Here is a 22,981-nt window from a genome sequence, read left to right on the forward strand (position 1 = left end):
AGCTCGGCCACACGGCGAAATCCCGGTTCGCATCGAGATAAACTGAGGACGATAATCCATGACCACGGAAGAGGTGAACATGCCCGAAACGACCGATGTCGGCGAACAGCGAATTCTCGCCGGCCGGTACGCGATCGGGGAGTTCGTCGGCCAGGGTGGCATGGCGACCGTGTATCGGGGCACCGACACGAAGCTGGGCCGTCAAGTCGCCATCAAGGTGATGAAGGCCGACCTCGCGGGAGACGCGCAGTTCCGCTCGCGCTTCCGTCAGGAGGCCCAGTCCGCGTCGCGCATGGCCCACCCCACGGTGGTCCGCGTCTTCGACGCCGGTGACGACCTGATTCAGACGGCCGATGGCCCGAAGCGCCTGCCGTTCATCGTCATGGAGTACGTCGAGGGCACCAACCTCCGTCAGCTCGAGGCCAAGGGCCGGCTGTCGCAGTCGGAGGCGTGCCGTGTCGTGGATTCGGTGCTGACGGCGCTCGAGTATTCTCATCGCGCCGGCATCGTGCACCGCGATATCAAGCCCGCGAACATCATGATCACGAAGAGTGGTCAGGTGAAGGTGATGGACTTCGGCATCGCCCGCGCCGTCTCCGACACGTCGTCGACCTTGCAGGAGACGACGGCGATTCTCGGCACCGCAGCGTACTTCTCGCCCGAGCAGGCCAAGGGCGAATCGATCGATGCTCGCACCGATCTCTACTCGACCGCGGTCATGCTCTACGAACTGCTCACGGGCGACGTGCCGTTCCGCGGCGACACCGCAGTCGCGGTCGCGTACCAGCATGTGAGCGAACGCCCCAAGCCGCCGAGCGATCGCGAACCAGAGGTGACGCCCGAACTCGACCGCGTCGTGCTCTACGGTCTCGCGAAGGATCGCGCCAAGCGCTTCCAGTCGGCCTCCGAGTTCCGAGAGGCTCTCCGTGAAGCGGCTGAGGGGCGCATGCCGAAGCTCGCCGTCCAGCAGCAGGACACGGTGCTGTTCTCCGGCGGCGAGGAGGTATCCGAGTCGGATCTCGCGCTCCGCCAGCTCTCAGAGGGGGGCGGCGCGACACGCACGCAGAGCCGCCCGCCGGTCATGTGGACCTGGGCCGCGATTCTCACCATCGGCGCTGTGATCGTCGCCGTCGTCTTCTGGCTGGTCACCCTGGCGCCGCAGGAATTCCTCCCCGATTCCTCGCGCGAGGTGCCCGATCTCATCGACATGCCGCGCGGCGAAGCGCTCGACCGACTGCGCGATCTCGAGCTCACGACCATCAGCGTGGAGCAGACGAGCGAGACGATCGCCAACGACCACATCATCTCCACCGAGCCGGAGGCCGGCTCAGTGCTGACCTCCGGCGACAGCATCACGATCTACATCTCTACCGGGCCGGAGACCGCGAAGGTTCCGTCGGTCGGCCGCATGTCCGAAGACGACTATCGGCAGAAGCTGGAAGATCTCGGCCTCACCGTCGGCATCGTGTCGAAGCAAGACGACCCCACCGAGGCTGCGGGTCGCGTACTCAGCGTGACGCCCGAGCCGGGTACGGAGCTGGAGTCGGGCTCCGGCGTCGAGATGGTGGTGTCGAGCGGCAACGTGCAGGTGCCGGAGGTCGTGGCGCAGCCGATGCAGGTCGCGAAGTCGATGGTGGAGAGCCTCGGTCTGAACGTGACCTACACGCCCGACCCGTCGTGCCCCACCGTCGAGGGGTATCCGATCATCGAGCAGTCGATCGTCGGGTCCCAGGCGCAGCGTTCCGCTCTCACCCTGAAGTACTGCGCAGGCTGACCTGCGGGTGAACGTGGCGGTCGTCCGCCGCAGTCCCCGCAGTCCCCGCAGTTCCCCGCGCACGCGGTGGCCGCGGAGTCAGTCGATCAGCAGCGGCGACAGGGTGCGCGCAACTTCCGCCGCGTTCGGGACGCCGACGACTGCGAGCCAGTTGCCCAGCTGCTGGTACCCGCCCTCGGTGAGTACCGATTCCGGATGGTACTGCACGCCGTAGATCGGGAGCTCGCGGTGCCGCACCGCCATGACGATCCCGCTCGCAGTCTCCGCGGTGATCACCAGACTGTCGGGCACCGTGTCGCGCACCACCGCGAGCGAATGGTACCGCGTCGCATCGAACTCACGAGCCACACCGTCGAAGAACGGATCGTCAGTGTGGATGACGCGCGAGACCTTGCCGTGCATCAGCTCTTCCGCGTGAGTGACGGTGGCTCCGAGCGCTTCAGCGATGGCCTGGTGGCCCAAGCACACACCGAGCAGCGGCACGCCGGTGCGGAGCGCAACGTCGACCATGGCGATGGAGACACCGGCGTCCGTCGGCGTCCCCGGGCCCGGGGAGATCAGCACACCGTCGTACTCGGAGACGAGGGCTTCAAGGCCTCCGCGGGTGACCTCGTCGTTGCGCAGCACATGCGTCTCAGCGCCGAGCTGCTGCAGGTACCCGTTCAGCGTGTAGACGAAACTGTCGTAGTTGTCGATGACCAGGATCTTGCTCACGTGTTGACCGTCACTTCCTCGCCAGGCATCTGCGTGGCGACCCAGGGGTAGACGTACGCGATGAGCGCGTACACGATGGCCGCCGCAACGAGCAGCAGCACGATGACCCGGAGCCATGCCGGGCCGGGGAAGAAACGCCAGAGCATCGAGAACACTATTCCTGATCCCCTCTGAGGGCCTGGGTTGCACCCATCGTCGGATTGAGTTCCAGAAGCTCCTGCGGCGGGCCGTCGGAGCGAGGCTGGAATCCTTCGTACACGGAGTAGGCGATCGCGCGCTCGTCGCTCCCGGCCATCTTCGGATGACACGTGGTCAGCGTCAGAATCTGATCGTCGCCAGGGGTTCCCTCGAGACGGGGGAACGGGTTCAGTACGTCGGTCTCATCCGGCAGCACGTACTCGATCGACCGGAACCGGTAGGTGTACCAACCGTCCGCGGTCTCCACGAACAGCGGATCGCCGACGCGCAGATTCATCACCTCGCGGAACGAGTTGATGAGCGGCCCGGAACGGTGGCCCGCGAGCGCGACATTGCCCGGTTCGCCCGGCATCTGCGTCATCTCGTAATGGCCGATGCCCTTGTCGTCCAAATTCAGGACGGTTTCCCACTTCGTCGTCTCAGCGACGCGGTTCGCATAAGTCGTACCGAATGCCGGCACCCGCAATACCGCGAATACTTCGGCATCCGCGGGGCGAGCCGTGACCGGAACGACTCCGTCGAACGGTGCCGACGCTGCTTCGCTGTCCCATTGGGCAGAGTCTTCAGCCGAAAGATCAGTCTGCTTGGCTGTGACACCGACGCCGGTGTGCCAGGGCTGCCAGACGATGTAGCCCATGACGGCGAGACCCCCGACCAGCAGCAATTCGCCGATCACGGTCAACGGGCTCAACCTGGCGCGACGGCGCCGGCGGCCTCTCTCGACTGTCTCGCTCACCCCCACATTCTAAAGCCCGCTCACTGGGCGTGAGCCAGGTTCCGGGTAGACTGTCACCCATGGCAGCACCTGGAAAGAATGTTAGTAAGCGAAACTCGGCCGAGGTTGCGCAGAATCGTGCAGACCTTGCGGCCGCACGGAAAGATGCTCCGAATCCCGTCTGGTTCAAGCCGGTCATGTTCGGCTTCATGCTGCTCGGTCTCGTGTGGATCGTGCTCTACTACATCACCAGCGCCGGGCTCCAGCTCCCCGTCCCCGCGTTCGGACAGGCCAACATCTTCATCGGCTTCGGCCTCGTGCTCGTGGGCTTCCTCATGACGCCGTGGTGGAAGTAACGTCGTCATTTTCCGAATCACACGGGTGTAATTCCTCCCCAGGTGGGGATGAACCTGTGGATAACTGACTGAGGCCCGGCAGATGCCGGGCCTCAGTCAGTTCTGGGGGCGTCTCAGGCGACGAGGTTCGCAGCTGGGGCGACGACGAAGTACGCTCCCGATGCGAGCACGAGCACGGCGCCGAGCGCGACGAGGCCGGCGACGCGCTGCTTTCTGCGCCGCACACCGCGTGTGGCGAGGATCACCCACATCGCAGCGGCACCCACGACCATGCCGCCGAGATGGGCCTGCCATGAGATCTGCGCGCCCGGGATCAATCCGAAGGCGAAGTTGATCGCGATGAGCACCGCGAGCGACGTCACATTGACGCGGGCTGCGCGCATCGTGACCAACGTGGCGGCGAGAACTCCGAAGATGGCGCCCGATGCGCCCACCGTCGGATACACGAGAGACTGCGGGTCGAAGTACGCCCACATCATCACGCCGAGCGATCCGCCGATGCCCGCGAACACGTACAGCACGGCGAACGCCCCTCGCCCGATGGCCTGTTCGAGATTGCGCCCGAACAACCAGAGTGCGTAGAGGTTGAACAGGATGTGGAAGATGAAGCCCGTCGAATGCGTGAACATCACGGTCAGCATGCGCCAGGGCTCGAACACGCCTGGCATCGAATACAGCGGCGCGTACCAGAGCGCCGCGGTGACCTCGTTCCCGCCGAACGTCGCGCTCAACCACTGCGCGACGAAGACCACTGCGCAGAGCAGCATGATCCCGTACGTCACCGGGGCATCCATCGCCGCGATTCTGCGGCCGGCCACCCTGGTGGATCGAGCTGCGCGTTTCGTCGCGGGCGCGCGCATCTCCTTCGTGCACTCCGGGCAGAGCACGCCGACCGCAGAGGTGACCTGGCAGTCTCCGCAGATCGTTCGACCGCACCGCTGGCAGAGCGCGAAGCTCCGCACGCCCGGATGCCGGTAGCAGACGTCGTCGGGGCCGGGCTCGACCCGTTCGCCGAACGCCGGCCCCGACCCGTTCGTCACCTGAACTCTTCCTTATGCCGCGGCGATATCGACGCCGGAGATCACGACGTCGTCGACCGGACGGTCCTGAGCGCCGGTCTGCACGCTCGAGATCGCATCGACGACGGCCTTCGACGCATCGTCGGCGACGACGCCGAAGATGGTGTGCTTGCCGTTGAGCCAATCAGGAGCCGTGGTCGTGATGAAGAACTGCGAGCCGTTGGTGCCCGCGAGGCGACCGGTCATGTCGGGACGCTTTCCCGCGTTCGCCATGGCGAGCTGGTACGGCTCGGTGAAGCCCAGCTCGGGGTGGATCTCATCGTCGAAGGTGTAGCCGGGGCCGCCGGTGCCGGTGCCGGTGGGGTCGCCGCCCTGGATCATGAAGTTCGGGATGATGCGGTGGAAGATCACGCCGTCGTAGAACCCCTTCTCGGCGAGATCGACGAAGTTCTTCACGGTTTTCGGAGCGTGATCTCCGAACAGGTTGACCACGATGTCGCCGTGGTTCGTGTGGATGGTGGCTACAGAGGAGTGAATCGTCATGCGACCAGTGTAGGCCGGGGGGCGTGTGAAGAAAGTGTTGTCAAGGCCCTTCGGAGCCTGGGAAACCCTGACAACGCGCGGTTTCCGGGGATCCGGCCGCCGCCGCCGGGCGGGTTCGGTGTAGCGTGGAGGCTACGGGTGATATGGCCAAAGGATTGCCTCGTCGAGCAAGGAGGATACGAATGAATCTCTCACGTAAGCGCCGCCGCGAACTCCGGAAGCTGCGGAAGAACGCCCAGGAGCTGCTCGATCAGCAGCGGGTCGTACTGGGACACGCCGGGGAGGTGCTCGGTCAGGCCGGTGGACAGGCTCGTCGACTGAGCGATGAGCACCTGATGCCGCGCGTGGACGGCGCCATCGAGGCAGTCCGTCCGACCGTCGATCGCGGGGTCGCATCGGCGCGGCGGGCAGCGGACACCGTGCGTCGGGCCACGACGCCGTTCGTCGCGAGCGCCCTTGCGCGCACCATTCAAGCGCTCGACGAGATCGACAACCCGAAGGCGGCGAAGAAGGTTCGCGGATTCGGCGAGCGCTCGGGGTATCTCAAGCCGAAGAAGAGCGCTGGCGGCGTGATCGCGCTGGGTCTCGGCGTGGTCGCCGCGGCGGGAGTGGGGTACGCGCTCTGGCAGGCATTCCGCACGGACGATGAGCTCTGGGTCGCACCCGAGAACTGATTCCGATGCGGTGGATGGCGTCCTGGCACACGAGCCCGGGCGCCATTCGTCGTTTCACCGGAGAACGTCGGCTGATTCTCACGCCGGCATGCGCCAGCATCAGGGACGCCGGAACTCGGCAGCGTCAGGAGAGAATCGCTCGGTCGCCAGCGCTTACTTCCGCGGTTTGGCTGCTCGATTCTGGCGGTTTGCGCCCTTTCCGGGCTTTCCCGATGGCCGCCGGTTGAGGCCGGCCATCCGCAGCCCCGTCTGCACGAGGGAGAGCGTGCGCAGCGATTTGAGATCGCGAAGAGCGACCCAGCGCGCCTCGTCCGAAGATCCGTCCACCTCGTTCCGCAATGGCCCATCCACGACGGTGGCGCGGTAGACGATGCGAATGGTGTGCAGCTCCGGGTTGTCTCCGGCGGGCACTTCCTCCCGAATCATCACGCGCGAGTCGACGCCGAGCAGTTTGCCGACGCGCGCCTCGAGCCCGGTCTCCTCGGCGACCTCGCGCACGACGGTGTCCCGTGGATCCTCGCCGTTCTCGATGCCGCCGCCTGGCAGCGTCCACCCGTGCAAGTGACCCCGTCGCCAGTGTGTGAGCAGGATCTTGCCACGCCGCTCAACCACCGCGTAGGCGGCCACCCGAAGATCCATGATCCGAGCCTAGTCGGTCGGGCGCCGCGACCGCTGACCGCGCGCCGCAGCCCAGCCGACGAGCCAGCGGTCGAGCCGGTGATAGGCCTCCGCGCGCACGGCGTCTCGGGAGAGGAAGACGTCGTGCAGGGCGCCGTCGAGCCGTTCGACGGTGAGCGATGCGCCCAGTCGGAGGGATGCCTTGGCGATCTCGTCGACCTCGAGCACGGTGTCGGCGCTCGTGAGACTCGGGTCCCACTTCAACGGCAAGGCCGACCGCGCCGACAGCAGCATCATCATCGGGGCTTCGATGCCGAGGCCTCGGCTCACGCGCGCATGGCCGGCCAGGATCGCGCGCAACCAGACCGTCAGCACCGCATGGCTCCGCGTCGGTCGCCACCGCTCGTCGATCAAGTCCAGCTCATCGGCGGGGCCCACCTCGCGCTGCGCGCGCGTGTACAGCCCGGCGTCGAACTGGGGCGCCGAGTCGCGAAGGTTGAATCGGGCCCCCAGATCGAGCAGTGGTGCCAGCATCTGTCGCCCGGCTCCGGTCAACTGGAACTCGAGCCACGGGCTGTTGAGCACGAGGCCGTCAGCTCGCCCCGAGTGCCGCGACGCCCAGAGGCTCAACACCAGCCCGCCGGTGGAATGGCCGAAGAGCATCAGCTTGCGCTCCGAGCCCGAGCGATGCTGCGTCTCGCCGGACCCGCGCTCGGGATGCCCCAGCGCATCGAGAGCCATGCCGATGTCGAGGTCGTACTCGTCGAGGTTCTCGATGTAGCCCGGCGTCTGTCCATCTCGCAGACTCCGACCGTACTTGCGCAGATCGAGCGCGTAGAACCGGGCGCCCCGGTCCGTCCAGAAACGGGCCATCGTACGTTGGAAGAAGTAGTCGGACCACCCGTGCACGTAGAGCACGTCGACGTCCTCCAGCACCCGAGTGCGACGCAGCACGCGATCGAGCAGTGACCGGTCGTCTGGCAGGCACCTGACGAGGGTCGCGACCAGCGGCCCCTCGTCATCCGCTCCGAGATCGAGTTCGGCCGCCTCGAAGCCAGGGCCGAGTATGTCGGGCCTCCAGCTCAGCGGCTCGCGGGTCTCGACCACCGTCGGTTGAGGTGCTTCAGCCGGGAGCGTGGTCGCCGAGCGATCCGTGTGCGGCCCGGCGGGTGCCGGATCGCGGGCCGCTGCGCTCGGCCCCGCCGATCGGCCGTGTCGCGCAGAAACCCCGCCGTGGTCCATGCGCCCAGTGTACGGGTCGCATGGGCCGCGGCGGGGCGGAAGGTCGTCACCGTGCACACCCTGACGTCGCGGTGTGCACGGGCTCACCTTACTGCAGCGTCACCTTCGCAGCTTCGGCGCGAACCGTGATCACGTGCGCCGCGTCTGCGGCTGCCGAATCGTCGCTCTTCGACAGGCGATCGTCGAGTTCACCGAGTTCGGTCTTCGCGTCGACGCGGTAGTCCGCTTCCGGCAGGTCGAGGGCGGCGCTGCCGGCGCTCGCATCGACGGACACGCGATCCGGAGCCTCGCCCGTCAGCGACAGGCGCGCCGAGCCGGCTTCGACACCGACCTCTGCTGTGACGACATCCGCGAAGTCCAGCTCGGCCTTCCCGGCCTCGACGTCGACCGCGAGGCGCTGCGCGCTGCCTTCCAGACGGAGTTCGCCCGCCTCGAGTCCGAGGTCGAGCGAGCGGAAGGATCCGGCTCCGCGCACCGCTCCCCCTTCGACGCTGATCTCCGCATCGAGCCTGCCACTCTCGCTCATCGATTCGGGAAGGGTCAATGTGGCCGTCGCGTTGCCGAGTCCGCCCGCCCCGCAGTTGAAGAGGCACCCTGCAGTCAACGCCCTGGCCGGGGTCTCGACGCTCAACTCCCCCTCCTCGACGCTCACCACCCATTGCTCGGCCCGGTCGCCACTCGTGACGAGTTCGGCCTCGGTGACGTCGCCGAATGCGAGTTCAAAGCCGGCTGCCGCGATATCCAGGTCGAGCGACTGCACGTCGTCGACGTTCGCGAAATACGTCTGCGTTCCGGAGCCGTCGTCCACGGCGGGCACCGCAGCATCGTCTGCATCGTCGAATCCGTTCTCGGCGTTCGCGTCGCCGACGATCGCCTCGATGCCGTCGAAGCGCTGCGGCGCGATGGCGGCGTAGGCCGCCGAGACACCGACTGCCAGGAGCGCCACGCCGCCGACAGCCGCGGTGACCACGAGGATGGCGCGGGACGTCGGGGACTGCTTGCCCGAAGCCCCGGTGGGGCTCGGTGCGGAGGGCTGCTGCCCGTGATGCTGTGCGGAGGGCCCCTCCGGCTGCGACGGGTGCTGGTGCGGGTCTGTGGGGGTGTTCATGCGGAAGCTCCGGTCTGTGGGTACTGGGAAGGTCGATCGGCGTCGGATGCCACGGCTGAGGAGGATCCGATGCTCTCGAAGTGGGCGATGGCGGCGAGCACCCGACGATTGCCTCCGCCGTCTGGCTCGAGCTGCAACTTCTGGAAGATCGCCGTGATGTGCTTCTCGACGCTCGCCTCGGAGAGGAAGAGCAGAGCGGCGATCGCCTGGTTCGATCGGCCCTCGGCGAGTGCCGCGAGCACCGTGCGCTCCCGCTCGGTGAGCGCTCGCATCCGGTCGTCTCGAGACCTGCGCGTCAGGAGCTGAGCCACGACCTCGGGGTCGAGCACTGTGGCTCCTCCTGCGATGCGTCGCACCGACTCGATGAACTCGCCCACGTCGGCCACACGGTCCTTCAGCAGGTATCCGAAGGCTCCGCCCTGCGCCGCGATCAGTTCGCTCGCGTAACGCTCTTCCACGTACTGGGAGAGCACCAGCACCGGGAGCCCGGGGCGGAGGCGACGCAGCTCCAGCGCGGCGAGGATGCCCTCGTCGGTGAACGTCGGCGGGAGGCGCACATCCAGAATGCACAACTCGGGATCAGTGGCCTCCACCGCTTCGAGGAGACCACTGGCTTCGGGCAGCGCCGCCACGACGGTGTGCCCGCCGTGTTCGAGCAGACGAACCAGGCCCTCCCGCAGCAGCACGGAGTCCTCGCAGATCAGGATGCGCATGGGACGCTCACCTCCAGGGTCGTCGGGCCGCCATTCGGGCTGTCGAGCCGGGTCGTACCGCCCGCGGCGAGCACCCGGTTCATGATCCCGTCGAGGCCGCCTCCGGGCGTGACCCGGGCTCCCCCGATGCCGTTGTCCTCCACCCGAGCCCACAGCTGGGGCGCCTGCGTCGGGCCGTCCTCGCGCACGCGCACCACCACGCGGGCTTCGCTGGCGCGGGAGTGCTTCGCCGCGTTCGTCAGCGACTCAGCGATGGCGAAGTACACGGCGGCTTCCGCGTCGCGGCTGCAGCGGTCGGTCAACCGCACGTCGATGTGCACGGGGATGTGGGAGCGTGCAGCGAGCGCCGAGAGCGCCGCGTCCAGCCCGCGGTCGTCGAGCACCGAGGCGTAGATGCCCCGGGCGAGCTGCCGCAGTTCCGTGATCGCCGCCTTCGTCGAGGTGTGCGCCTCGGCGACGAGCAGCTTCGCCGCCTGCGGATCGGTATCGATCTTCTCCTGAGCGAGTCCGAGGGTCATGCCCACCGAGACGAGCCGGGGCTGCACCCCGTCGTGCAGATCGCGTTCGATACGGGTGCGCTCGACGTCCGCTGCGCGCACCGCGCCCTCGCGCTGACGCGCCGACAGGCGTGCGGTCTCCGTGAGCTCGGCCTCGGTCGCGGTCGATCCGATGATCGCGACGGAGATGAGCCGGTGCAGCAGTGCGAGACCGACGATGCCTGCTGCGCAGAGGAGCATGCCGATGATGCCCGGCTGCCACCAGACGTTGAACGTGCGGAAGACCGAGACGAACGCCTGCACGAAGCCCTGGACGAGGCCCAGCATCGCGGCGCCGAGAGCGCTCGCGATGGCGAAGTTCGCGACCGCGCGCCACATGCGCCCGTCCACCGCCTGCCGCACCATCGAGGTGAACCAGCCCTTGAAACCTGGCGCACGACGCTGCTGCCACTGCGGAGCCGAGACGTGCAGTCCGTAGAGCCCGCCGACCCGGAAGGTCTCGAACCAGGCGATGCCGTACAGCGCATAGACCAGCGCTGCGAGCAGCACGAGACCGACTCCGATGACGAGCATTCCGATGCCGGTGCCCATGAGCGCGAGCAGCACGGCGGTGATCGTGAACCCCACGACGCCGAGTGCTGCGAGATGCAGCAGCGTCAGCAGGAGGTTGAGCGGCGGCTTGGGGATGGAGGACGTCTTCACCTCGGGCGGTGCCGACCGCTTCGACTTCTGGCCTGGAGCAGTACTCGGCACCGCCGCCGGGATGCCCGGCGCTCCCGGCGATGGCGCGGTCGCACCCGGGCCGGGCGCCGATCCCTGCGGCCCTCCGGGGACGGCGCGGGCGTCAGCGCTGGAGAGCGGAGGCAGCGGCGTCGTGGCTGCCTCTGAGTCTTGAGGAGTGATCATGTCTCTACGGTAGGTGCTCCCCCGGGTCGTCGGTGAGCGTGGGACCCGGAGAACGCGCTTCGGGTTTTCCCTACTTCGCAGCGGCGGCGTAGCCCTCGGGGCTTCGCACCCCGCATGAATTTGCCGCCAGTTCGAGCAGTGCTGCGATGTCGCCCCCACATGCCCCTGGCGACGTTCCACGTGAAACGAAAAAGCCCCCGTCGTGAACCGACAGGGGCTTGATGGTGGATCCTGGGAGAATCGAACTCCCGACATCCTGCTTGCAAAGCAGGCACTCTACCAACTGAGTTAAGGACCCGAGGGAGGTGGAGAACCTCCGCTCACCGTTCCCGTACGAGACCGGAACAACTCGCTCTACTTTACAGACATCTGCACTGAAGTGCAAAACGAGCCGAGCCGCGTACCAGCGCGTTCGTCGGCGGCATCAAGAGCTCGGGGTCGAACGCCGGTCACGGGAATGGTCCCGCAAACCACGAAAGTCCCGCTGAATTCAGCGGGACTTTCGTGTGGTTGTGGTGGGGCTACCAGGACTTGAACCTGGGACCTCTTCATTATCAGTGAAGCGCTCTAACCACCTGAGCTATAGCCCCTCGACCAAGCAATGACTCTACCCGAAGCCGAGACAAATCCGAAATCGGGCTCGTATACCGGGCGTGGCCCGGGCCGTTTCGGACCCGGGCCTCGAATCAGTTGCTCGTGAAACCGAGCTGGAAACCGCCCAGAACCCGTACGAGCAAGTTGTAGACGAGCGATCCGACAGCGCCGAGCGCAGTGCCGACGATGACGTTCAGGATCCCGACGACGACGGCGAAGCCGAGCACCTGCGGGAAGCCGATGATCTTCATCAGGCTGTTGTCTTCTCCCACGATGTCCATGAAGAGCTGGTCCACCTGCGCGAAGACACCGGTCTGCAGCAGCACGGTGTAGATCAGGATCGTCGCGACGACGCTCACGATCGCGAAGCACACCGCTACGAGGAACGAGAACTTCACCGCAGACCAGAAGTCGACGTACACGAGCTTGAGGCGAACCTGCTTCGCCGGCGCCTTCTTACGGGTCTTCTTGGCCAGCTTGTCGGCGACAGTGTTACTCATTCAGGTCTTCCTCGTTTTCCGCGTTCTCGGGCCCGGGGGCCTCGGACTCATCGTCGTCGAGCCCACGCTCCGGATTGCGCGCGATGCCAATAATACGGTCCTGCTCTGGGAATCGTGCAAAGACGACGCCCATGGTGTTCCTGCCCTTGGCCGGCACTTCTGCAACGCCCGAGCGCACGACCTTACCACTTGCGAGCACCGCGAGCACCTCGTCGGTCTCGTCCACGATCAGAGACCCGATCAACACGCCGCGGTTCTCGTCGAGCTTTGCAACCTTGATGCCGTACCCGCCGCGCTGCTGCACGCGGTACTCGTCGACAGCGGTCCGCTTGGCGTAACCGCCCTCGGTCACGACGAAGACGTATCCGCCGCTCCCATCGATGCGAGATGCCCCGAGAAGTGCGTCGCCCTCCCTGAAGTTCATCCCGCGAACGCCGCTGGTCGAGCGCCCCATAGGCCGAAGAGCCTGGTCAGACGCGGTGAAGCGCACCGACATACCGTGGCGCGAAACGAGCAGTACGTCGTCGCTCGCCTCGGCGATGAGCGCCGAGACCAGTTCGTCTCCGTCGCGCAGCTTGATCGCGATGATGCCGCCCGTGCGGTTCGTGTCGTACTCCGTCAGCGCGGTCTTCTTGACCAATCCATCGCGGGTGGCGAGTACGAGATACCCCGCTGCGGCGAAGTCGCGGACATCGAGAATCTGCGTGACCTGCTCGTCGGGAGCGAGGGCGAGGAGGTTCGCGAGGTGCTGGCCCTTCGAATCACGACCAGCCTCAGGAATTTCGTACGTCTTCGCTCGATACACGCGCCCCGTGTTCGTGAAGAACAGGAGCCAATGGTGCGTCGTCGTCACGAAGAAGTGCTCGACGATGTCGTCAGCGCGCAGTTGAGCGCCCTTGACGCCCTTCCCGCCCCGGTGCTGCGAACGGTAGTTATCGATTCGGGTTCGCTTGACGTATCCCCCGCGCGTCACGGTGACGACCATTTCTTCCTCGGGGATGAGGTCTTCCATGGACATGTCGCCGTCGAACCCGTGCAGGATCGCGGTGCGCCGATCGTCGCCGAACTTCGTGACGATCTCGCCGAGCTCCTGCACGACGATTCCACGCTGCTCCGAGGGAGAGGCCAGGATCTTCTCGTACTCGGCGATCTGCGCTTCCAGTTTCGCTGCGAGATCGAGGATCTTCTGCCGCTCGAGCGCAGCGAGGCGGCGCAATTGCAGACCGAGGATCGCGTCGGCTTGGATCTGGTCGACGTCGAGGAGCGTCATGAGACCTTCGCGGGCCTCGTCGACCGTGGGCGAACGCCGAATGAGGGCGATCACCGCATCCAGGGCGTCGAGCGCCTTCAAGTAGCCGCGCTGGATGTGGGCCTCGGCCTCGGCCTTCTTCAGGCGGTAGGCCGTGCGGCGAACGATGACTTCGATCTGGTGCTTCGCCCAGGCGGAGATGAAGCCGTCGAGCGCGAGCGTCCGCGGGATGCCGTCAACGATCGCGAGCATGTTCGCGCCGAAGTTCTCCTGCAGCTGCGTGTGCTTGTAGAGGTTGTTCAGCACAACCTTGGCGATCGCGTCGCGCTTCAGCACCACGACGAGTCGCTGGCCGGTCCGACCGCTCGATTCATCGCGGATGTCCGCGATGCCCTGAACCTTGTTCTCCTTGACCAGGTCGGCGATCTTCACGGCTAGGTTGTCGGGGTTCACCTGGTACGGGAGCTCCGTCACGACGAGACAGGTGCGGCCCTGGATCTCCTCGATGTTGACGACCGCCCGCATCGTGATCGACCCGCGCCCGGTGCGATAGGCCTCGCGTATGCCCTTGGAGCCCAGAATCTGAGCCCCCGTCGGGAAATCGGGCCCGTGCACTCGCTCCATGAGCGCTTCCAGCAGCTCTTCGCGAGTCGCCTCCGGATGCTCGAGGTGCCAGATCGCGGCTTCCGAGACTTCCCGCAGGTTGTGAGGCGGAATGTTGGTGGCCATGCCGACCGCGATGCCGACTGACCCGTTGACGAGCAGATTCGGGAAGCGCGCCGTGAGCACGGTCGGCTCTTGCGTGCGCCCGTCGTAGTTGTCTTGGAAGTCGACGGTGTCTTCGTCGATGTCCCGCACCATCTCCATGGCGAGCGGCGACATCTTCGTCTCGGTGTAACGGTGCGCAGCGGCCCCGTCGTTTCCGGGAGATCCGAAGTTGCCCTGTCCGAGCGCCAGTGGATAGCGAAGCGTCCATGGCTGCACCAGACGCACGAGTGAGTCGTACACGGCGCTGTCGCCGTGAGGATGGAACTGGCCCATCACGTCGCCGATGACACGGGTGCACTTCGAGAACGCCTTGTCGGGTCGGTAGCCGCCGTCGTACATCGTGTAGATGACACGCCGGTGCACGGGCTTCAGGCCGTCGCGCACATCGGGAAGCGCTCGCCCGACGATGACGCTCATCGCGTAGTCGAGGTAGGAGCGCTGCATCTCGAGCTGCAGATCGACTTGATCGATCCGCCCGTGGACGGCGTGGTCCGCCGCCAGGGTGACGTCGGACTCTGTTTCTGGGGTCTCGTTCTCAGATGTCAAGGAAGCGCACGTCCTTCGCGTTCTGCTGGATGAAGGTACGACGCGCTTCGACGTCTTCGCCCATGAGGGTTGCGAAGATCTCGTCGGCGATCGCCGCGTCATCCATGGTGACCTGCAGCAGGGTGCGGGTCTCGGGGTTCATCGTGGTCTCCCACAGTTCTTCGTGGTTCATCTCGCCCAGGCCCTTGTAGCGCTGGACACCGCTCTCCTTCATGAGCCGCCGTCCCTGTTCGGCGCCGATGGCGAGCCGCGAATCGCGTTCTGCATCGCTGTAGACGTATTCGTCTTCAGCATTCGACCACTTGATGCGGTACAGCGGCGGCTGTGCGAGATAGACGTAGCCGAGGTCGATCAGGGGTCGCATGTACCGGAAGAGGAGCGTCAGGAGCAGGGTCGTGATGTGCTGTCCATCCACATCCGCATCCGCCATGAGCACGATCTTGTGATACCGAGCCTTCTCCGGCGTGAAGTCCTCACCGATGCCAGCGCCGAAGGCCGTGATCATCGCCTGGACCTCAGCGTTATTGAGCGCGCGGTCCAGCCTGGCCTTCTCGACGTTCAAGATTTTTCCGCGGAGCGGCAGGATCGCCTGGGTATGCGGATTGCGCCCCGTCTTCGCCGAACCACCTGCCGAGTCGCCCTCGACGATGAAGATCTCGGAGATCGTAGGATCCTTGCTCGAGCAGTCCGAAAGCTTGCCGGGCATTCCGCCAGACTCGAGCAGACCCTTGCGACGTGCGGTCTCGCGGGCCTTGCGAGCCGCGAGTCGGGCCGAGGCCGCCTGAATGGACTTGCGAATGATGTCTTTCGCAGGGCCGGGGTTCCGCTCGAACCAGTCTCCGAGCTGGTCTCCCACAACTTTCTGCACGAAGGCCTTCGCCTCGGTGTTTCCAAGCTTCGTCTTCGTCTGTCCCTCGAACTGAGGCTCGCCGAGCTTCACCGAGATCACTGCTGTCAGGCCTTCTCGCACGTCGTCGCCCGAGAGGTTTTCGTCCTTCTCACGAAGAATGTTCTTCTCACGCGCATACCGGTTCACTAGCGTGGTCAACGCTGCGCGGAAGCCTTCTTCGTGGGTGCCGCCCTCGTGGGTGTTGATCGTATTGGCGTAGGTGTGCACGCTTTCGCTGTACGAGGTCGTCCACTGCATCGCGACCTCTGCTGCGATCTTGCGGTCGGTGTCTTCGGCCTCGAAGGAGATGATCTCCTCGTTGACGAGGTCGGAGCGCTTCGCCGCGTTCAGATGCTGCACGTAGTCCTGGATACCGTTCTCGTACATGAACTCGTCATGCGGGGCGGGCGGTGCGACCAGCTCCCCCTCTGCATTCTCGATCGGATCCTGCTCGCGCAGATCGGTGAGGGCGATGCGAAGGCCCTTGTTCAGGAACGCCATCTGCTGGAAGCGAGTGCGGAGCGTCTGGTAGTCGAACTCGACGGTCTCAAAGATGTCTTCGCTCGGCCAGAAGGTGATCGTCGTGCCGGTCTCCGTGCTCACCTCGCCCTGAGCGAGCGGCGCGTCCGGGACGCTGTCGGTGAACGACATGTTCCACGTGAAACCTTGGCGCTGCACCGCGACATCAAACCGCTTCGAGAGGGCGTTGACGACCGAAGAACCCACGCCGTGCAATCCGCCCGACACCGCGTAGCCTCCGCCGCCGAATTTGCCGCCCGCGTGCAAAACGGTGAGCACCACCTCGACCGTTGAGCGGCCCTCCGTCGGATGCTGATCGACCGGGATGCCGCGGCCGTTATCGACCACGCGCACTCCCCCATCCGCCAGAATGGTGATATCGATGAAGTCGCAATATCCTGCGAGTGCCTCATCAACGGAGTTGTCGACGATTTCATACACCAGGTGATGCAGACCCCGAGGTCCGGTGGAGCCGATGTACATGCCAGGCCGCTTGCGAACCGCTTCGAGCCCTTCGAGTACCTGGATCGCTCCGGCACCGTAATCTTCCGTGGCGGTCGCCTGCTCTGAACTCATACGTAGAATGATCCTTATCTGGGCGTCTCAGGGCGCGATTGAACCCTGCGTACTTCCGCCCACCAGCTTACCAAGATTCAGGCGCTGTACGGGGCATTACGGGCCTTGCAAACCGATGATTCGCCGGGGATCGTCCCCCCTCCGTCCTGTCGCCTCCCCGAGAATCGTCATTGCTGAGCAGATCGTCCCGCCGAACGCACCTCAGGTCGTCCGCTATCAGCCGTACGTGTCTCTCGGCCCCCGGCCTGGAACGGACCTCATGCCGTGCCGCCAGCTCGGGGCACCCGGCGCGAGGAATCGGAGATCCCGAATCTCCGAATCGGGATAGTCTCGCAAGAGCCGCGTGAGCAATTCGCCCCGCAACCGCCTGAGCTCGGTCGCCCAGGTCGTCGAATCGCACTGGACCTGAAGGACGCCGTGGCTGATGCCCACGACCGTCGTGTGCTCGGCGGTTGCATCGCCGGCGAACTCCGGCCATTCCCCGATCAACCGAGCCTGCTCGAGTTCGACGCTCCATCCCATGTCGCTCGCGACATTGACGAGCACATCTGAGAGAGCTTTCGGATCGCGACCGAACCCGAAGGGACTCCCACCAGGGGCTTCCGAACCGTTTCGGCGGGAACGACGACGCTGCGGAACGCCGCGCCACACGGATTTCGCACGAAGATAGGCGTCTGACGTGAACTCGACGCCCGACTCACCCACCGTCGTCCCCCTCGATCGGTCCGTCATCGCGAGCCTCCGCCCGCGACACTGATGTCTCAGAATCGGGGGTCGTCCGCACCACCGGGGGCGTGGCGCCTTCCGCCCCGCTGGCGTCTACTGCGGAGTCGTCAGTGCACTCCATCGGTGCCACGGTGCCTGCGCTGATACGCATCCTCTGCCAAGAAACGTCATCGGGCACATCCGATTCCACCGCTGCGGTGACAATCACCTGTTCATAGTCCCCCACGGCAGACATCAGTCGGGCTCGCCGCCCCGCATCCAACTCCGCGAACACGTCATCGAGAATAATCACAGGATCACCGGCCGACGACTCAGCCCTCAACAGCTCGGCGAGGCCCAGCTTCAGCGACAGTGCGAACGACCAGGATTCGCCATGGCTCGCGTAGCCCTTTACCGGAAGACCGTTGAGCGAGAGCACGAGATCGTCCCGATGCGGGCCGACGAGCGTCACACCGCGATCGATCTCGCGAGCTTGCACCATGCTGAGCGCCTCGTGGAACTCCTGCGCGAGCGTTTCACGTGAAACGTCGGGGAGCTCGCTCGCGTTCGGTGTTTCACGTGAAACGCCCCGTTCGGTGAGCGAAGCGGCGACGCTCTCCGCCATACCCAACCGAGGAACGTGGTCGGAACCGACGAGCGCGTGATAGTGATCACGAAGCGGACCAGCGAGGTCACGCAACAGCTCTCGCCGAGCAATCATGATCTGCACGCCGTACTCAACGAGCTGATCGTTCCATATCGAGAGCGTTGAAGGGACAGTTGACCCCCGGCTTCGGGTGGATTTCAATAGTGAAGTGCGCTGCCGGACGACCTTTTCGTAGTCTGCCAGGGCCGCTGAGGCGACCGGATGGCGGGCGAGCAGCGCATCGTCGAGAAACCGCCGACGTCCTGAGGGCTCTCCACGAACGATAATGAGGTCTTCTGGTGCGAAAGCGACCGCGGAGAACCACCGAGTGATCTCCCTCGGGCGCACCGAGTTGCCGTTCACCTGTGCCCGGTTTGCGCGGCCCTGATTGAGCTGCAACTCCAGGCGCACCTCGCGCTCCCCCGAGCGCACTCCCATTCGAGCAACCGCTGAATCGCTGCCCGCGCGGATGAGCGCCTGATCGCCGGTCACTCGATGCGAGCGGAGCGTCGCGAAGTAGGCGATGGCTTCGACGAGGTTGGTCTTTCCTTGACCATTCCGGCCGACGAGCAGATTCGGACCAGCGGCGAGTGGAAGCTCCGCAGACGCGTAGTTGCGGAAGTCGCCGAGCGAGAGATGCGTCACCCGCATCTCAGGCCTACCGAAGGAGCAGGTTCGGCTGCAGCAGGTAGCGGAAACTCTTCTCGTCCGCGTCGTCCTTGCTGCGCTGACTCGTGATGAGGACGGGACCGGGCTTTCCAGGGTTGTCCGTCCGAGTAAACCCGATTCGAGCGAACTCGGAATGCGTGGAACGCAAGCCGTCAAGCAGGAACTGGGGCTTCAGCGAGACCACCATCTCGTCGCCGACGAGGTGCGCATCAACCGTCTCGACGGCCTGCGCCGACTCGGTCCCAGCGGCTTCCAGCGTGACGGTGCCCTCGGCGAACGAGAAGCGAAGGGCCGCCTCCCGCTCGAGCACCAACCCGACGCGGCCCACGGCCTCAATGAGCTCCGAAGTGCTGATCACGGCGTAATTCTCGATGCTCTCGGGGAACAAACGACCAACCGGCGGGTAGTTGCCCTTGATCAGCAGCGATGTCACCGTCTTCGTGCCCCCGGTGAAGGCGATGAGTTCCCGGTCGGCATCCTTGACGATGCTCACCTGGACCTCCCCGACACCCGAGAAGGTCTTTCCGACCTCGGTAACGATCTTCGACGGGACCAGCGCAGTCAGTGCATCGCCGGAGTCACGGTGCTCCCAATCGATGCTTCGCGTCGCGACGCGGTACCGATCGGTCGCGGTGAGGGTCACCGAATTCGAATCGATCTCGAACTGCACGCCCGTGATCACCGGTGTCACATCATCCTTCGATGCCGCGAGCGACACCTGCGAGACGGCTTCCGAGAAGACATCCGCCGGCATCGACCCGGAGACGGAATCAACCCTCGGCACCTGCGGGTACTCCTCGACCGGCATCGCCGGAAGGCTGAACGACGCAGAACCGCAGCGAACCTCGACGCGGCTCTCGAGCAGAGACACTTCAACGTCGGAGTGCGGCAGGCGCTGGGCGATCTCGCCGAGCAATCGACCCGATACCAGCGCGCGCCCCGCTTCTGCGACGACCGCTGTGATCGAGGTCCTCGCGGAGACTTCGTAATCGAACGACGAGACCGTGAGCTGATCGCCATCGGCTTCGATGAGCGCCCCGCTGAGGAGGGGCTGCGTCGGGCGGGGAGGGAGCAACTTCACTGCGAACGATACAGCGTCGCTGAATACGTCACGATTGACGGTAAATCGCATCGGGCTTCCCTTCGCACGCGTTCTGGGTCGCGTCGTTCTCCTCGGCCTGACAATCTTTGCACACTCGTCGAGCCTCAGCATCCGGTCGAGGTTCGTGTCATCGTTCATGGGTCGCTTCGCCGATCACCGTGTGTGTGATCGAGTGCCCGTTGAAAAGAATGAGAAGTGTTAACAGTGTTAACGTCTGTGGATTCTGTGGATAAGTCCCGGCACATCAATTCTTGTAACGGAACTACACGTCTGTGACTTGTGCAATCGTGGTGGATGGATTGCGATCCGCGGAATCATGCGGAACCCGGCGACAGGAGGCTCCCTCACAGGCTTCCCGGATCCATGCACAGGCGCGGGCGAGTTCTCCCCAACTATCCACACTCGGCGAGTGGCCTGTGGATAACTTCTCTATCGACTGCCCTGTTTGATGCGCGTGGTCAGTTCGGTGACCTGGTTGTAGATGGATCGCCGTTCGGCGATCAGCTGGGAGATCTTCTTGTGCGCGTACATGACGGTGGTGTGGTCGCGGCCGCCGAACAACTGACCGATCTTCGGAAGGGAGAGCGGTGTGAGTTCGCGGCAGAGATACATCGCGATCTGACGCGACGTCGCGATCTGCTGCGCGCGCGTCGGACCGTACAGGTCGTCGACCGAGAGGTCGAAGTACTCGGCCGTCTTGCTGATGATGTCGGAGGGCTGCACCTCGTTATCGGCGTCCAGCGTGATGAGGTCCTTGAGCACCGTGTGCACGAGCTGCATGTCGATCCGCTGCTGATTCAGGCTCGCGTATGCAGTCACCCGAATCAGGGTGCCTTCGAGTTCGCGGATGTTCGACGAGAACTTGCTCGCGATGAATTCGAGGATGCTGTAGTCGACCTCGAGATTCTCCCGCTCCGCCTTCTTGCGCAGGATCGCGATACGCGTCTCGAGATCGGGCACCTGGATGTCGGTGAGCAGGCCCCACTCGAATCGCGAGAGCATGCGCTCTTCGAACCCACGAAGCTGCTTCGGCTGCACATCGCTCGTGATGACCACTTGCTTGTTGTGGTCGTGCAGCGTGTTGAACGTGTGGAAGAAGGCTTCCTGGGTTTCCACTTTGTCTTCAAGGAATTGAATGTCGTCGACGAGAAGGATGTCGACGCTTCGATAGCGCGCGTGAAACGCCGCTCCTTGATTGTTCGCGATGGAGTTGATGAAATCGTTCGTGAAATCCTCGGAACTGACATAGCGAACCCGTACGTCCGGGAAGAGCTCGCGTGCGTAGTGCCCGATGGCGTGAAGCAGGTGGGTCTTGCCCAGACCCGAATCGCCGTAGATGAACAATGGATTGTAGGCGCGGGCCGGCGCTTCGGCGACCGCGACGGCAGCGGCATGTGCGAAACGGTTGGACTGCCCGATCACGAAGCTGTCGAATCGATACTTCTCGTTGAGCCGGCTGTCGAGGGCATCGTCGACTCCGTGTCGACGCCGTGGTTCTGCAACGGGGCGCTGGGTGTCGTGACGGGGCGAGTCGAACCGTGAGCCGCCGAATCCGCCGCCGTCGAAATCGCGCACGTGCTCGGATGAGGACGGCGTCTCGGCAGCGGGCTCGGGGTCGATGTCAGGGTGGGCGTCTTCGTCGACGATGACGATGAAGTTGTCGATCTCCCGCGCCTCCGGAATGCGGGAGATCGCCGCCATGATCGCGGGACGGAGTCGGTTCTCGAGCAGCTTGAGCGTGAAATCGAGTTGCACGGCGAGATAGAGCGTTCCGGCTGCGATGCCTCGCGGCAATGCGAGTGCGAGCTGTGCGCCGACGGCGGGGCCGACGGCAGGATCACTCATCACCGCCTGGGTGACGCGATCCCAGACTTCTTGCAGTTCGTCCTCAGTCACGTCGCTCCCGGCTCGCTGTTCATCATGAAGAATGCCTGTTATACCCAGGCTTATCCACAGAGGGACGGGCACAATCTCGCGGGAAATCAGCGGAGTGCAGCCGTGTGGAAACGCTTGCGCCCACGTTAGTCACAGATTTGTCCACAGGCAAGTCGATGTGGGAACGCGCCATTTCTCGATCACGATCCACGTGCCCGGCAGCCATCCTGCCTCCCCAACTTTGACGGAATGGTGCGGAAGGCGTAGAGTGAAGACCTTGTATGGGTGGCTCGTGTGAGACGAGTGCGCTACCGTGCGCTCGGAACGTGTCGAGCACATGAGGAACCGCACGCACACGAGTGGCCGACATCCGACTTCCTCGCCGCCCGAGAGGCGCGGGGATCTATTCCATAAGTCACGGAGTTTTCACTATGAGCAAGCGTACCTTCCAGCCCAACAACCGCCGCCGCGCCAAGGTGCACGGCTTCCGCGCCCGGATGCGCACCCGTGCGGGCCGCGCCATCGTCGCAGCTCGTCGCGGCAAGGGCCGCTCGAAGCTCACCGCGTAATCGTCGTACTCCCCCGGGATCGATCATGCCTGCACGGCGCAATCGAGTCACCCGGGGAGAGGACTACCGGCAGACCGTACGTGCCGGACGCCGCGTGGGTGGTGCACTCTGCATCACCCACGCGGTTTTGCGTTCACCGGAGGACGCCGCTCGATTCGGGTTCATCATCTCCAAGGCTGTGGGCAATGCGGTGACCAGGAACCTGGTGCGTCGGCGTATGAAGACGATCGTGGAGCAACGCCTGCGGAACGGGGCAACGGGTGTCGACGTGGTCTTTCGTGCGCTCCCCGCCGCGGCGGATGCTCCGTTCGCGGAGCTCGAGCGGGAGATCAACCGTGCGCTCGATCGGGTGGAGCGCCGGCATGCGTCGACGGAGACGCGCTCATGATCCGGGTCGCAGCCGAAATCTGGTTGGCACCCCGTAATGCCGCTCTCGCTTGCATGCACGCCTACCGCCGAGTCGTCTCACCGCTCTATGGCGAAGTGTGCAGGTATTATCCATCGTGTTCCAGATACGCTGTTGAGGCGTATCAAATCCGCGGATTCATTGTCGGAACCGTTCTCACTGCGTGGCGGTTGCTGCGCTGCAATCCCTTCACTGCCGGCGGCATCGATGACGTCCCGCCGCGTGCGCACTCCCACTTCGTGACCAACACCCGCGGCTTCGTCCGCCCCATCGAGCGAAAGGCTTAACCCG

At 64.9% G+C, this 22,981-nt stretch carries 23 protein-coding genes and 2 tRNA genes; 6 read left to right on the plus strand and 19 right to left on the minus strand.

Translation table 11 applies throughout. The features are described from left to right. The first annotated feature begins 58 nt into the window (after positions 1-58). A complete protein-coding gene (pknB, locus tag WFH23_RS08590) occupies positions 59-1,774 on the plus strand; it encodes a Stk1 family PASTA domain-containing Ser/Thr kinase (RefSeq protein WP_090145756.1) in 1,716 nt (571 codons plus the stop codon). Between the two features lie 78 nt (positions 1,775-1,852). Here the strand turns inward: pknB and WFH23_RS08595 are convergent, their stop codons facing one another. The 3 genes from WFH23_RS08595 to WFH23_RS08605 are packed head-to-tail and all read right to left on the minus strand — an operon-like array spanning position 1,853 to position 3,422. After that, the gene (locus WFH23_RS08595; RefSeq protein ID WP_090145758.1) at positions 1,853-2,488 is read right to left on the minus strand and encodes a glutamine amidotransferase-related protein; all 636 of its coding nucleotides are present in this window, start codon (positions 2,486-2,488) and stop codon (positions 1,853-1,855) included. Beyond that, complete coding sequence (locus WFH23_RS08600) at positions 2,485-2,634, minus strand: hypothetical protein (protein ID WP_200331145.1); 150 nt, start codon at positions 2,632-2,634, stop codon at positions 2,485-2,487. Before WFH23_RS08600 ends, WFH23_RS08595 begins: the two co-directional genes overlap by 4 nt. 8 nt (positions 2,635-2,642) lie before the next feature. Further along, positions 2,643-3,422 carry a class E sortase gene (locus WFH23_RS08605; RefSeq protein ID WP_336662227.1) on the minus strand — a complete coding sequence of 260 codons (780 nt, stop codon included), beginning with the start codon at positions 3,420-3,422 and terminating at the stop codon, positions 2,643-2,645. A 59-nt stretch (positions 3,423-3,481) separates the two neighbouring features. On the opposite strand from WFH23_RS08605, the gene WFH23_RS08610 reads away from it, so the two are divergent. Continuing rightward, a complete protein-coding gene (locus tag WFH23_RS08610; RefSeq protein ID WP_090145760.1) occupies positions 3,482-3,757 on the plus strand; it encodes a cell division protein CrgA in 276 nt (91 codons plus the stop codon). Positions 3,758-3,870: 113 nt separating this feature from the next. On the opposite strand, the gene WFH23_RS08615 is transcribed toward WFH23_RS08610, so the two are convergent. Next, on the minus strand, positions 3,871-4,797 hold the full coding sequence (locus tag WFH23_RS08615) for a rhomboid family intramembrane serine protease (protein ID WP_336662228.1): 927 nt from the start codon (positions 4,795-4,797) through the stop codon (positions 3,871-3,873). A 12-nt stretch (positions 4,798-4,809) separates the two neighbouring features. Further along, positions 4,810-5,319, minus strand: coding sequence for a peptidylprolyl isomerase (locus tag WFH23_RS08620; protein ID WP_090145765.1), 510 nt, complete (start codon positions 5,317-5,319; stop codon positions 4,810-4,812). A 182-nt stretch (positions 5,320-5,501) separates the two neighbouring features. Here WFH23_RS08620 and WFH23_RS08625 point away from each other — a divergent pair, with 182 nt between their 5' ends. Continuing rightward, complete coding sequence (locus WFH23_RS08625) at positions 5,502-5,993, plus strand: DNA/RNA helicase (protein ID WP_090145767.1); 492 nt, start codon at positions 5,502-5,504, stop codon at positions 5,991-5,993. Positions 5,994-6,146: 153 nt separating this feature from the next. Here the strand turns inward: WFH23_RS08625 and WFH23_RS08630 are convergent, their stop codons facing one another. The 14 genes from WFH23_RS08630 to dnaA all read right to left on the minus strand — a co-directional run bounded on the left by WFH23_RS08630 (position 6,147) and on the right by dnaA (position 21,736). Continuing rightward, entirely contained in the window at positions 6,147-6,632 is a 486-nt protein-coding gene (locus WFH23_RS08630; RefSeq protein ID WP_090145770.1) for an NUDIX hydrolase, read from the minus strand. Between the two features lie 9 nt (positions 6,633-6,641). Continuing rightward, the gene (locus WFH23_RS08635; RefSeq protein WP_336662229.1) at positions 6,642-7,853 is read right to left on the minus strand and encodes an alpha/beta hydrolase; all 1,212 of its coding nucleotides are present in this window, start codon (positions 7,851-7,853) and stop codon (positions 6,642-6,644) included. 88 nt (positions 7,854-7,941) lie between these two features. Continuing rightward, positions 7,942-8,961 (minus strand): hypothetical protein, encoded by a 1,020-nt coding sequence (locus WFH23_RS08640; protein ID WP_336662230.1) that lies wholly within the window; start codon positions 8,959-8,961, stop codon positions 7,942-7,944. After that, complete coding sequence (locus WFH23_RS08645; RefSeq protein ID WP_336662231.1) at positions 8,958-9,674, minus strand: response regulator transcription factor; 717 nt, start codon at positions 9,672-9,674, stop codon at positions 8,958-8,960. The genes WFH23_RS08640 and WFH23_RS08645 overlap by 4 nt, the downstream gene beginning before the upstream one ends. After that, complete coding sequence (locus WFH23_RS08650; RefSeq protein WP_336662232.1) at positions 9,662-11,077, minus strand: sensor histidine kinase; 1,416 nt, start codon at positions 11,075-11,077, stop codon at positions 9,662-9,664. Before WFH23_RS08650 ends, WFH23_RS08645 begins: the two co-directional genes overlap by 13 nt. Before the next feature lie 222 nt (positions 11,078-11,299). Then, positions 11,300-11,375 (minus strand) — tRNA-Ala (locus WFH23_RS08655). Between the two features lie 215 nt (positions 11,376-11,590). After that, positions 11,591-11,667 (minus strand) — tRNA-Ile (locus WFH23_RS08660). Between the two features lie 96 nt (positions 11,668-11,763). Then, positions 11,764-12,171, minus strand: coding sequence for a DUF3566 domain-containing protein (locus WFH23_RS08665; RefSeq protein WP_090145778.1), 408 nt, complete (start codon positions 12,169-12,171; stop codon positions 11,764-11,766). Then, entirely contained in the window at positions 12,164-14,734 is a 2,571-nt protein-coding gene (gyrA, locus tag WFH23_RS08670; RefSeq protein ID WP_370567926.1) for a DNA gyrase subunit A, read from the minus strand. Before gyrA ends, WFH23_RS08665 begins: the two co-directional genes overlap by 8 nt. Beyond that, entirely contained in the window at positions 14,724-16,718 is a 1,995-nt protein-coding gene (gene gyrB / locus WFH23_RS08675) for a DNA topoisomerase (ATP-hydrolyzing) subunit B (protein WP_336662233.1), read from the minus strand. The genes gyrA and gyrB overlap by 11 nt, the downstream gene beginning before the upstream one ends. A gap of 216 nt (positions 16,719-16,934) precedes the next feature. Beyond that, entirely contained in the window at positions 16,935-17,450 is a 516-nt protein-coding gene (locus tag WFH23_RS08680) for a DUF721 domain-containing protein (protein WP_336662234.1), read from the minus strand. Beyond that, entirely contained in the window at positions 17,416-18,720 is a 1,305-nt protein-coding gene (gene recF, locus WFH23_RS08685) for a DNA replication/repair protein RecF (protein ID WP_336662368.1), read from the minus strand. Before recF ends, WFH23_RS08680 begins: the two co-directional genes overlap by 35 nt. 7 nt (positions 18,721-18,727) lie before the next feature. Then, positions 18,728-19,870 carry a DNA polymerase III subunit beta gene (gene dnaN, locus WFH23_RS08690; RefSeq protein ID WP_090145786.1) on the minus strand — a complete coding sequence of 381 codons (1,143 nt, stop codon included), beginning with the start codon at positions 19,868-19,870 and terminating at the stop codon, positions 18,728-18,730. A 399-nt stretch (positions 19,871-20,269) separates the two neighbouring features. Next, positions 20,270-21,736 carry a chromosomal replication initiator protein DnaA gene (gene dnaA / locus WFH23_RS08695; protein ID WP_200330777.1) on the minus strand — a complete coding sequence of 489 codons (1,467 nt, stop codon included), beginning with the start codon at positions 21,734-21,736 and terminating at the stop codon, positions 20,270-20,272. 410 nt (positions 21,737-22,146) lie between these two features. Here dnaA and rpmH point away from each other — a divergent pair, with 410 nt between their 5' ends. From rpmH to yidD, 3 genes are read left to right on the plus strand one after another with little or no spacing between them, the layout of a single operon-like run. Then, positions 22,147-22,284, plus strand: a complete 138-nt coding sequence (gene rpmH / locus WFH23_RS08700; RefSeq protein WP_010155609.1) for a 50S ribosomal protein L34 — start codon at positions 22,147-22,149, stop codon at positions 22,282-22,284. Between the two features lie 25 nt (positions 22,285-22,309). Further along, on the plus strand, positions 22,310-22,672 hold the full coding sequence (rnpA, locus tag WFH23_RS08705) for a ribonuclease P protein component (protein ID WP_336662235.1): 363 nt from the start codon (positions 22,310-22,312) through the stop codon (positions 22,670-22,672). Then, complete coding sequence (gene yidD / locus WFH23_RS08710; protein WP_176698239.1) at positions 22,669-22,977, plus strand: membrane protein insertion efficiency factor YidD; 309 nt, start codon at positions 22,669-22,671, stop codon at positions 22,975-22,977. Before rnpA ends, yidD begins: the two co-directional genes overlap by 4 nt. The last annotated feature ends 4 nt before the right edge of the window (positions 22,978-22,981 follow it).

Source organism: Leucobacter sp. USHLN154, from assembly GCF_037145595.1.
GTDB classification, from domain to species: Bacteria; Actinomycetota; Actinomycetes; order Actinomycetales; family Microbacteriaceae; genus Leucobacter; species Leucobacter alluvii.

Coding starts and splice junctions, on each gene's coding strand:
- WFH23_RS08600 (WP_200331145.1), bottom strand. CDS start 2,634: ATGCTCTGGCGTTTCTTCCCCGGCCCGGCATGGCTCCGGGTCATCGTG.
- WFH23_RS08645 (WP_336662231.1), bottom strand. CDS start 9,674: ATGCGCATCCTGATCTGCGAGGACTCCGTGCTGCTGCGGGAGGGCCTG.
- recF (WP_336662368.1), bottom strand. CDS start 18,720: ATGCGGGTGACGCATCTCTCGCTCGGCGACTTCCGCAACTACGCGTCT.
- WFH23_RS08625 (WP_090145767.1), top strand. CDS start 5,502: ATGAATCTCTCACGTAAGCGCCGCCGCGAACTCCGGAAGCTGCGGAAG.
- WFH23_RS08665 (WP_090145778.1), bottom strand. CDS start 12,171: ATGAGTAACACTGTCGCCGACAAGCTGGCCAAGAAGACCCGTAAGAAG.
- dnaN (WP_090145786.1), bottom strand. CDS start 19,870: ATGCGATTTACCGTCAATCGTGACGTATTCAGCGACGCTGTATCGTTC.
- WFH23_RS08640 (WP_336662230.1), bottom strand. CDS start 8,961: ATGAACACCCCCACAGACCCGCACCAGCACCCGTCGCAGCCGGAGGGG.
- rnpA (WP_336662235.1), top strand. CDS start 22,310: ATGCCTGCACGGCGCAATCGAGTCACCCGGGGAGAGGACTACCGGCAG.
- WFH23_RS08620 (WP_090145765.1), bottom strand. CDS start 5,319: ATGACGATTCACTCCTCTGTAGCCACCATCCACACGAACCACGGCGAC.
- WFH23_RS08635 (WP_336662229.1), bottom strand. CDS start 7,853: ATGGACCACGGCGGGGTTTCTGCGCGACACGGCCGATCGGCGGGGCCG.
- rpmH (WP_010155609.1), top strand. CDS start 22,147: ATGAGCAAGCGTACCTTCCAGCCCAACAACCGCCGCCGCGCCAAGGTG.
- pknB (WP_090145756.1), top strand. CDS start 59: ATGACCACGGAAGAGGTGAACATGCCCGAAACGACCGATGTCGGCGAA.
- WFH23_RS08610 (WP_090145760.1), top strand. CDS start 3,482: ATGGCAGCACCTGGAAAGAATGTTAGTAAGCGAAACTCGGCCGAGGTT.
- yidD (WP_176698239.1), top strand. CDS start 22,669: ATGATCCGGGTCGCAGCCGAAATCTGGTTGGCACCCCGTAATGCCGCT.
- WFH23_RS08630 (WP_090145770.1), bottom strand. CDS start 6,632: ATGGATCTTCGGGTGGCCGCCTACGCGGTGGTTGAGCGGCGTGGCAAG.
- WFH23_RS08650 (WP_336662232.1), bottom strand. CDS start 11,077: ATGATCACTCCTCAAGACTCAGAGGCAGCCACGACGCCGCTGCCTCCG.
- gyrB (WP_336662233.1), bottom strand. CDS start 16,718: ATGAGTTCAGAGCAGGCGACCGCCACGGAAGATTACGGTGCCGGAGCG.
- WFH23_RS08680 (WP_336662234.1), bottom strand. CDS start 17,450: ATGACGGACCGATCGAGGGGGACGACGGTGGGTGAGTCGGGCGTCGAG.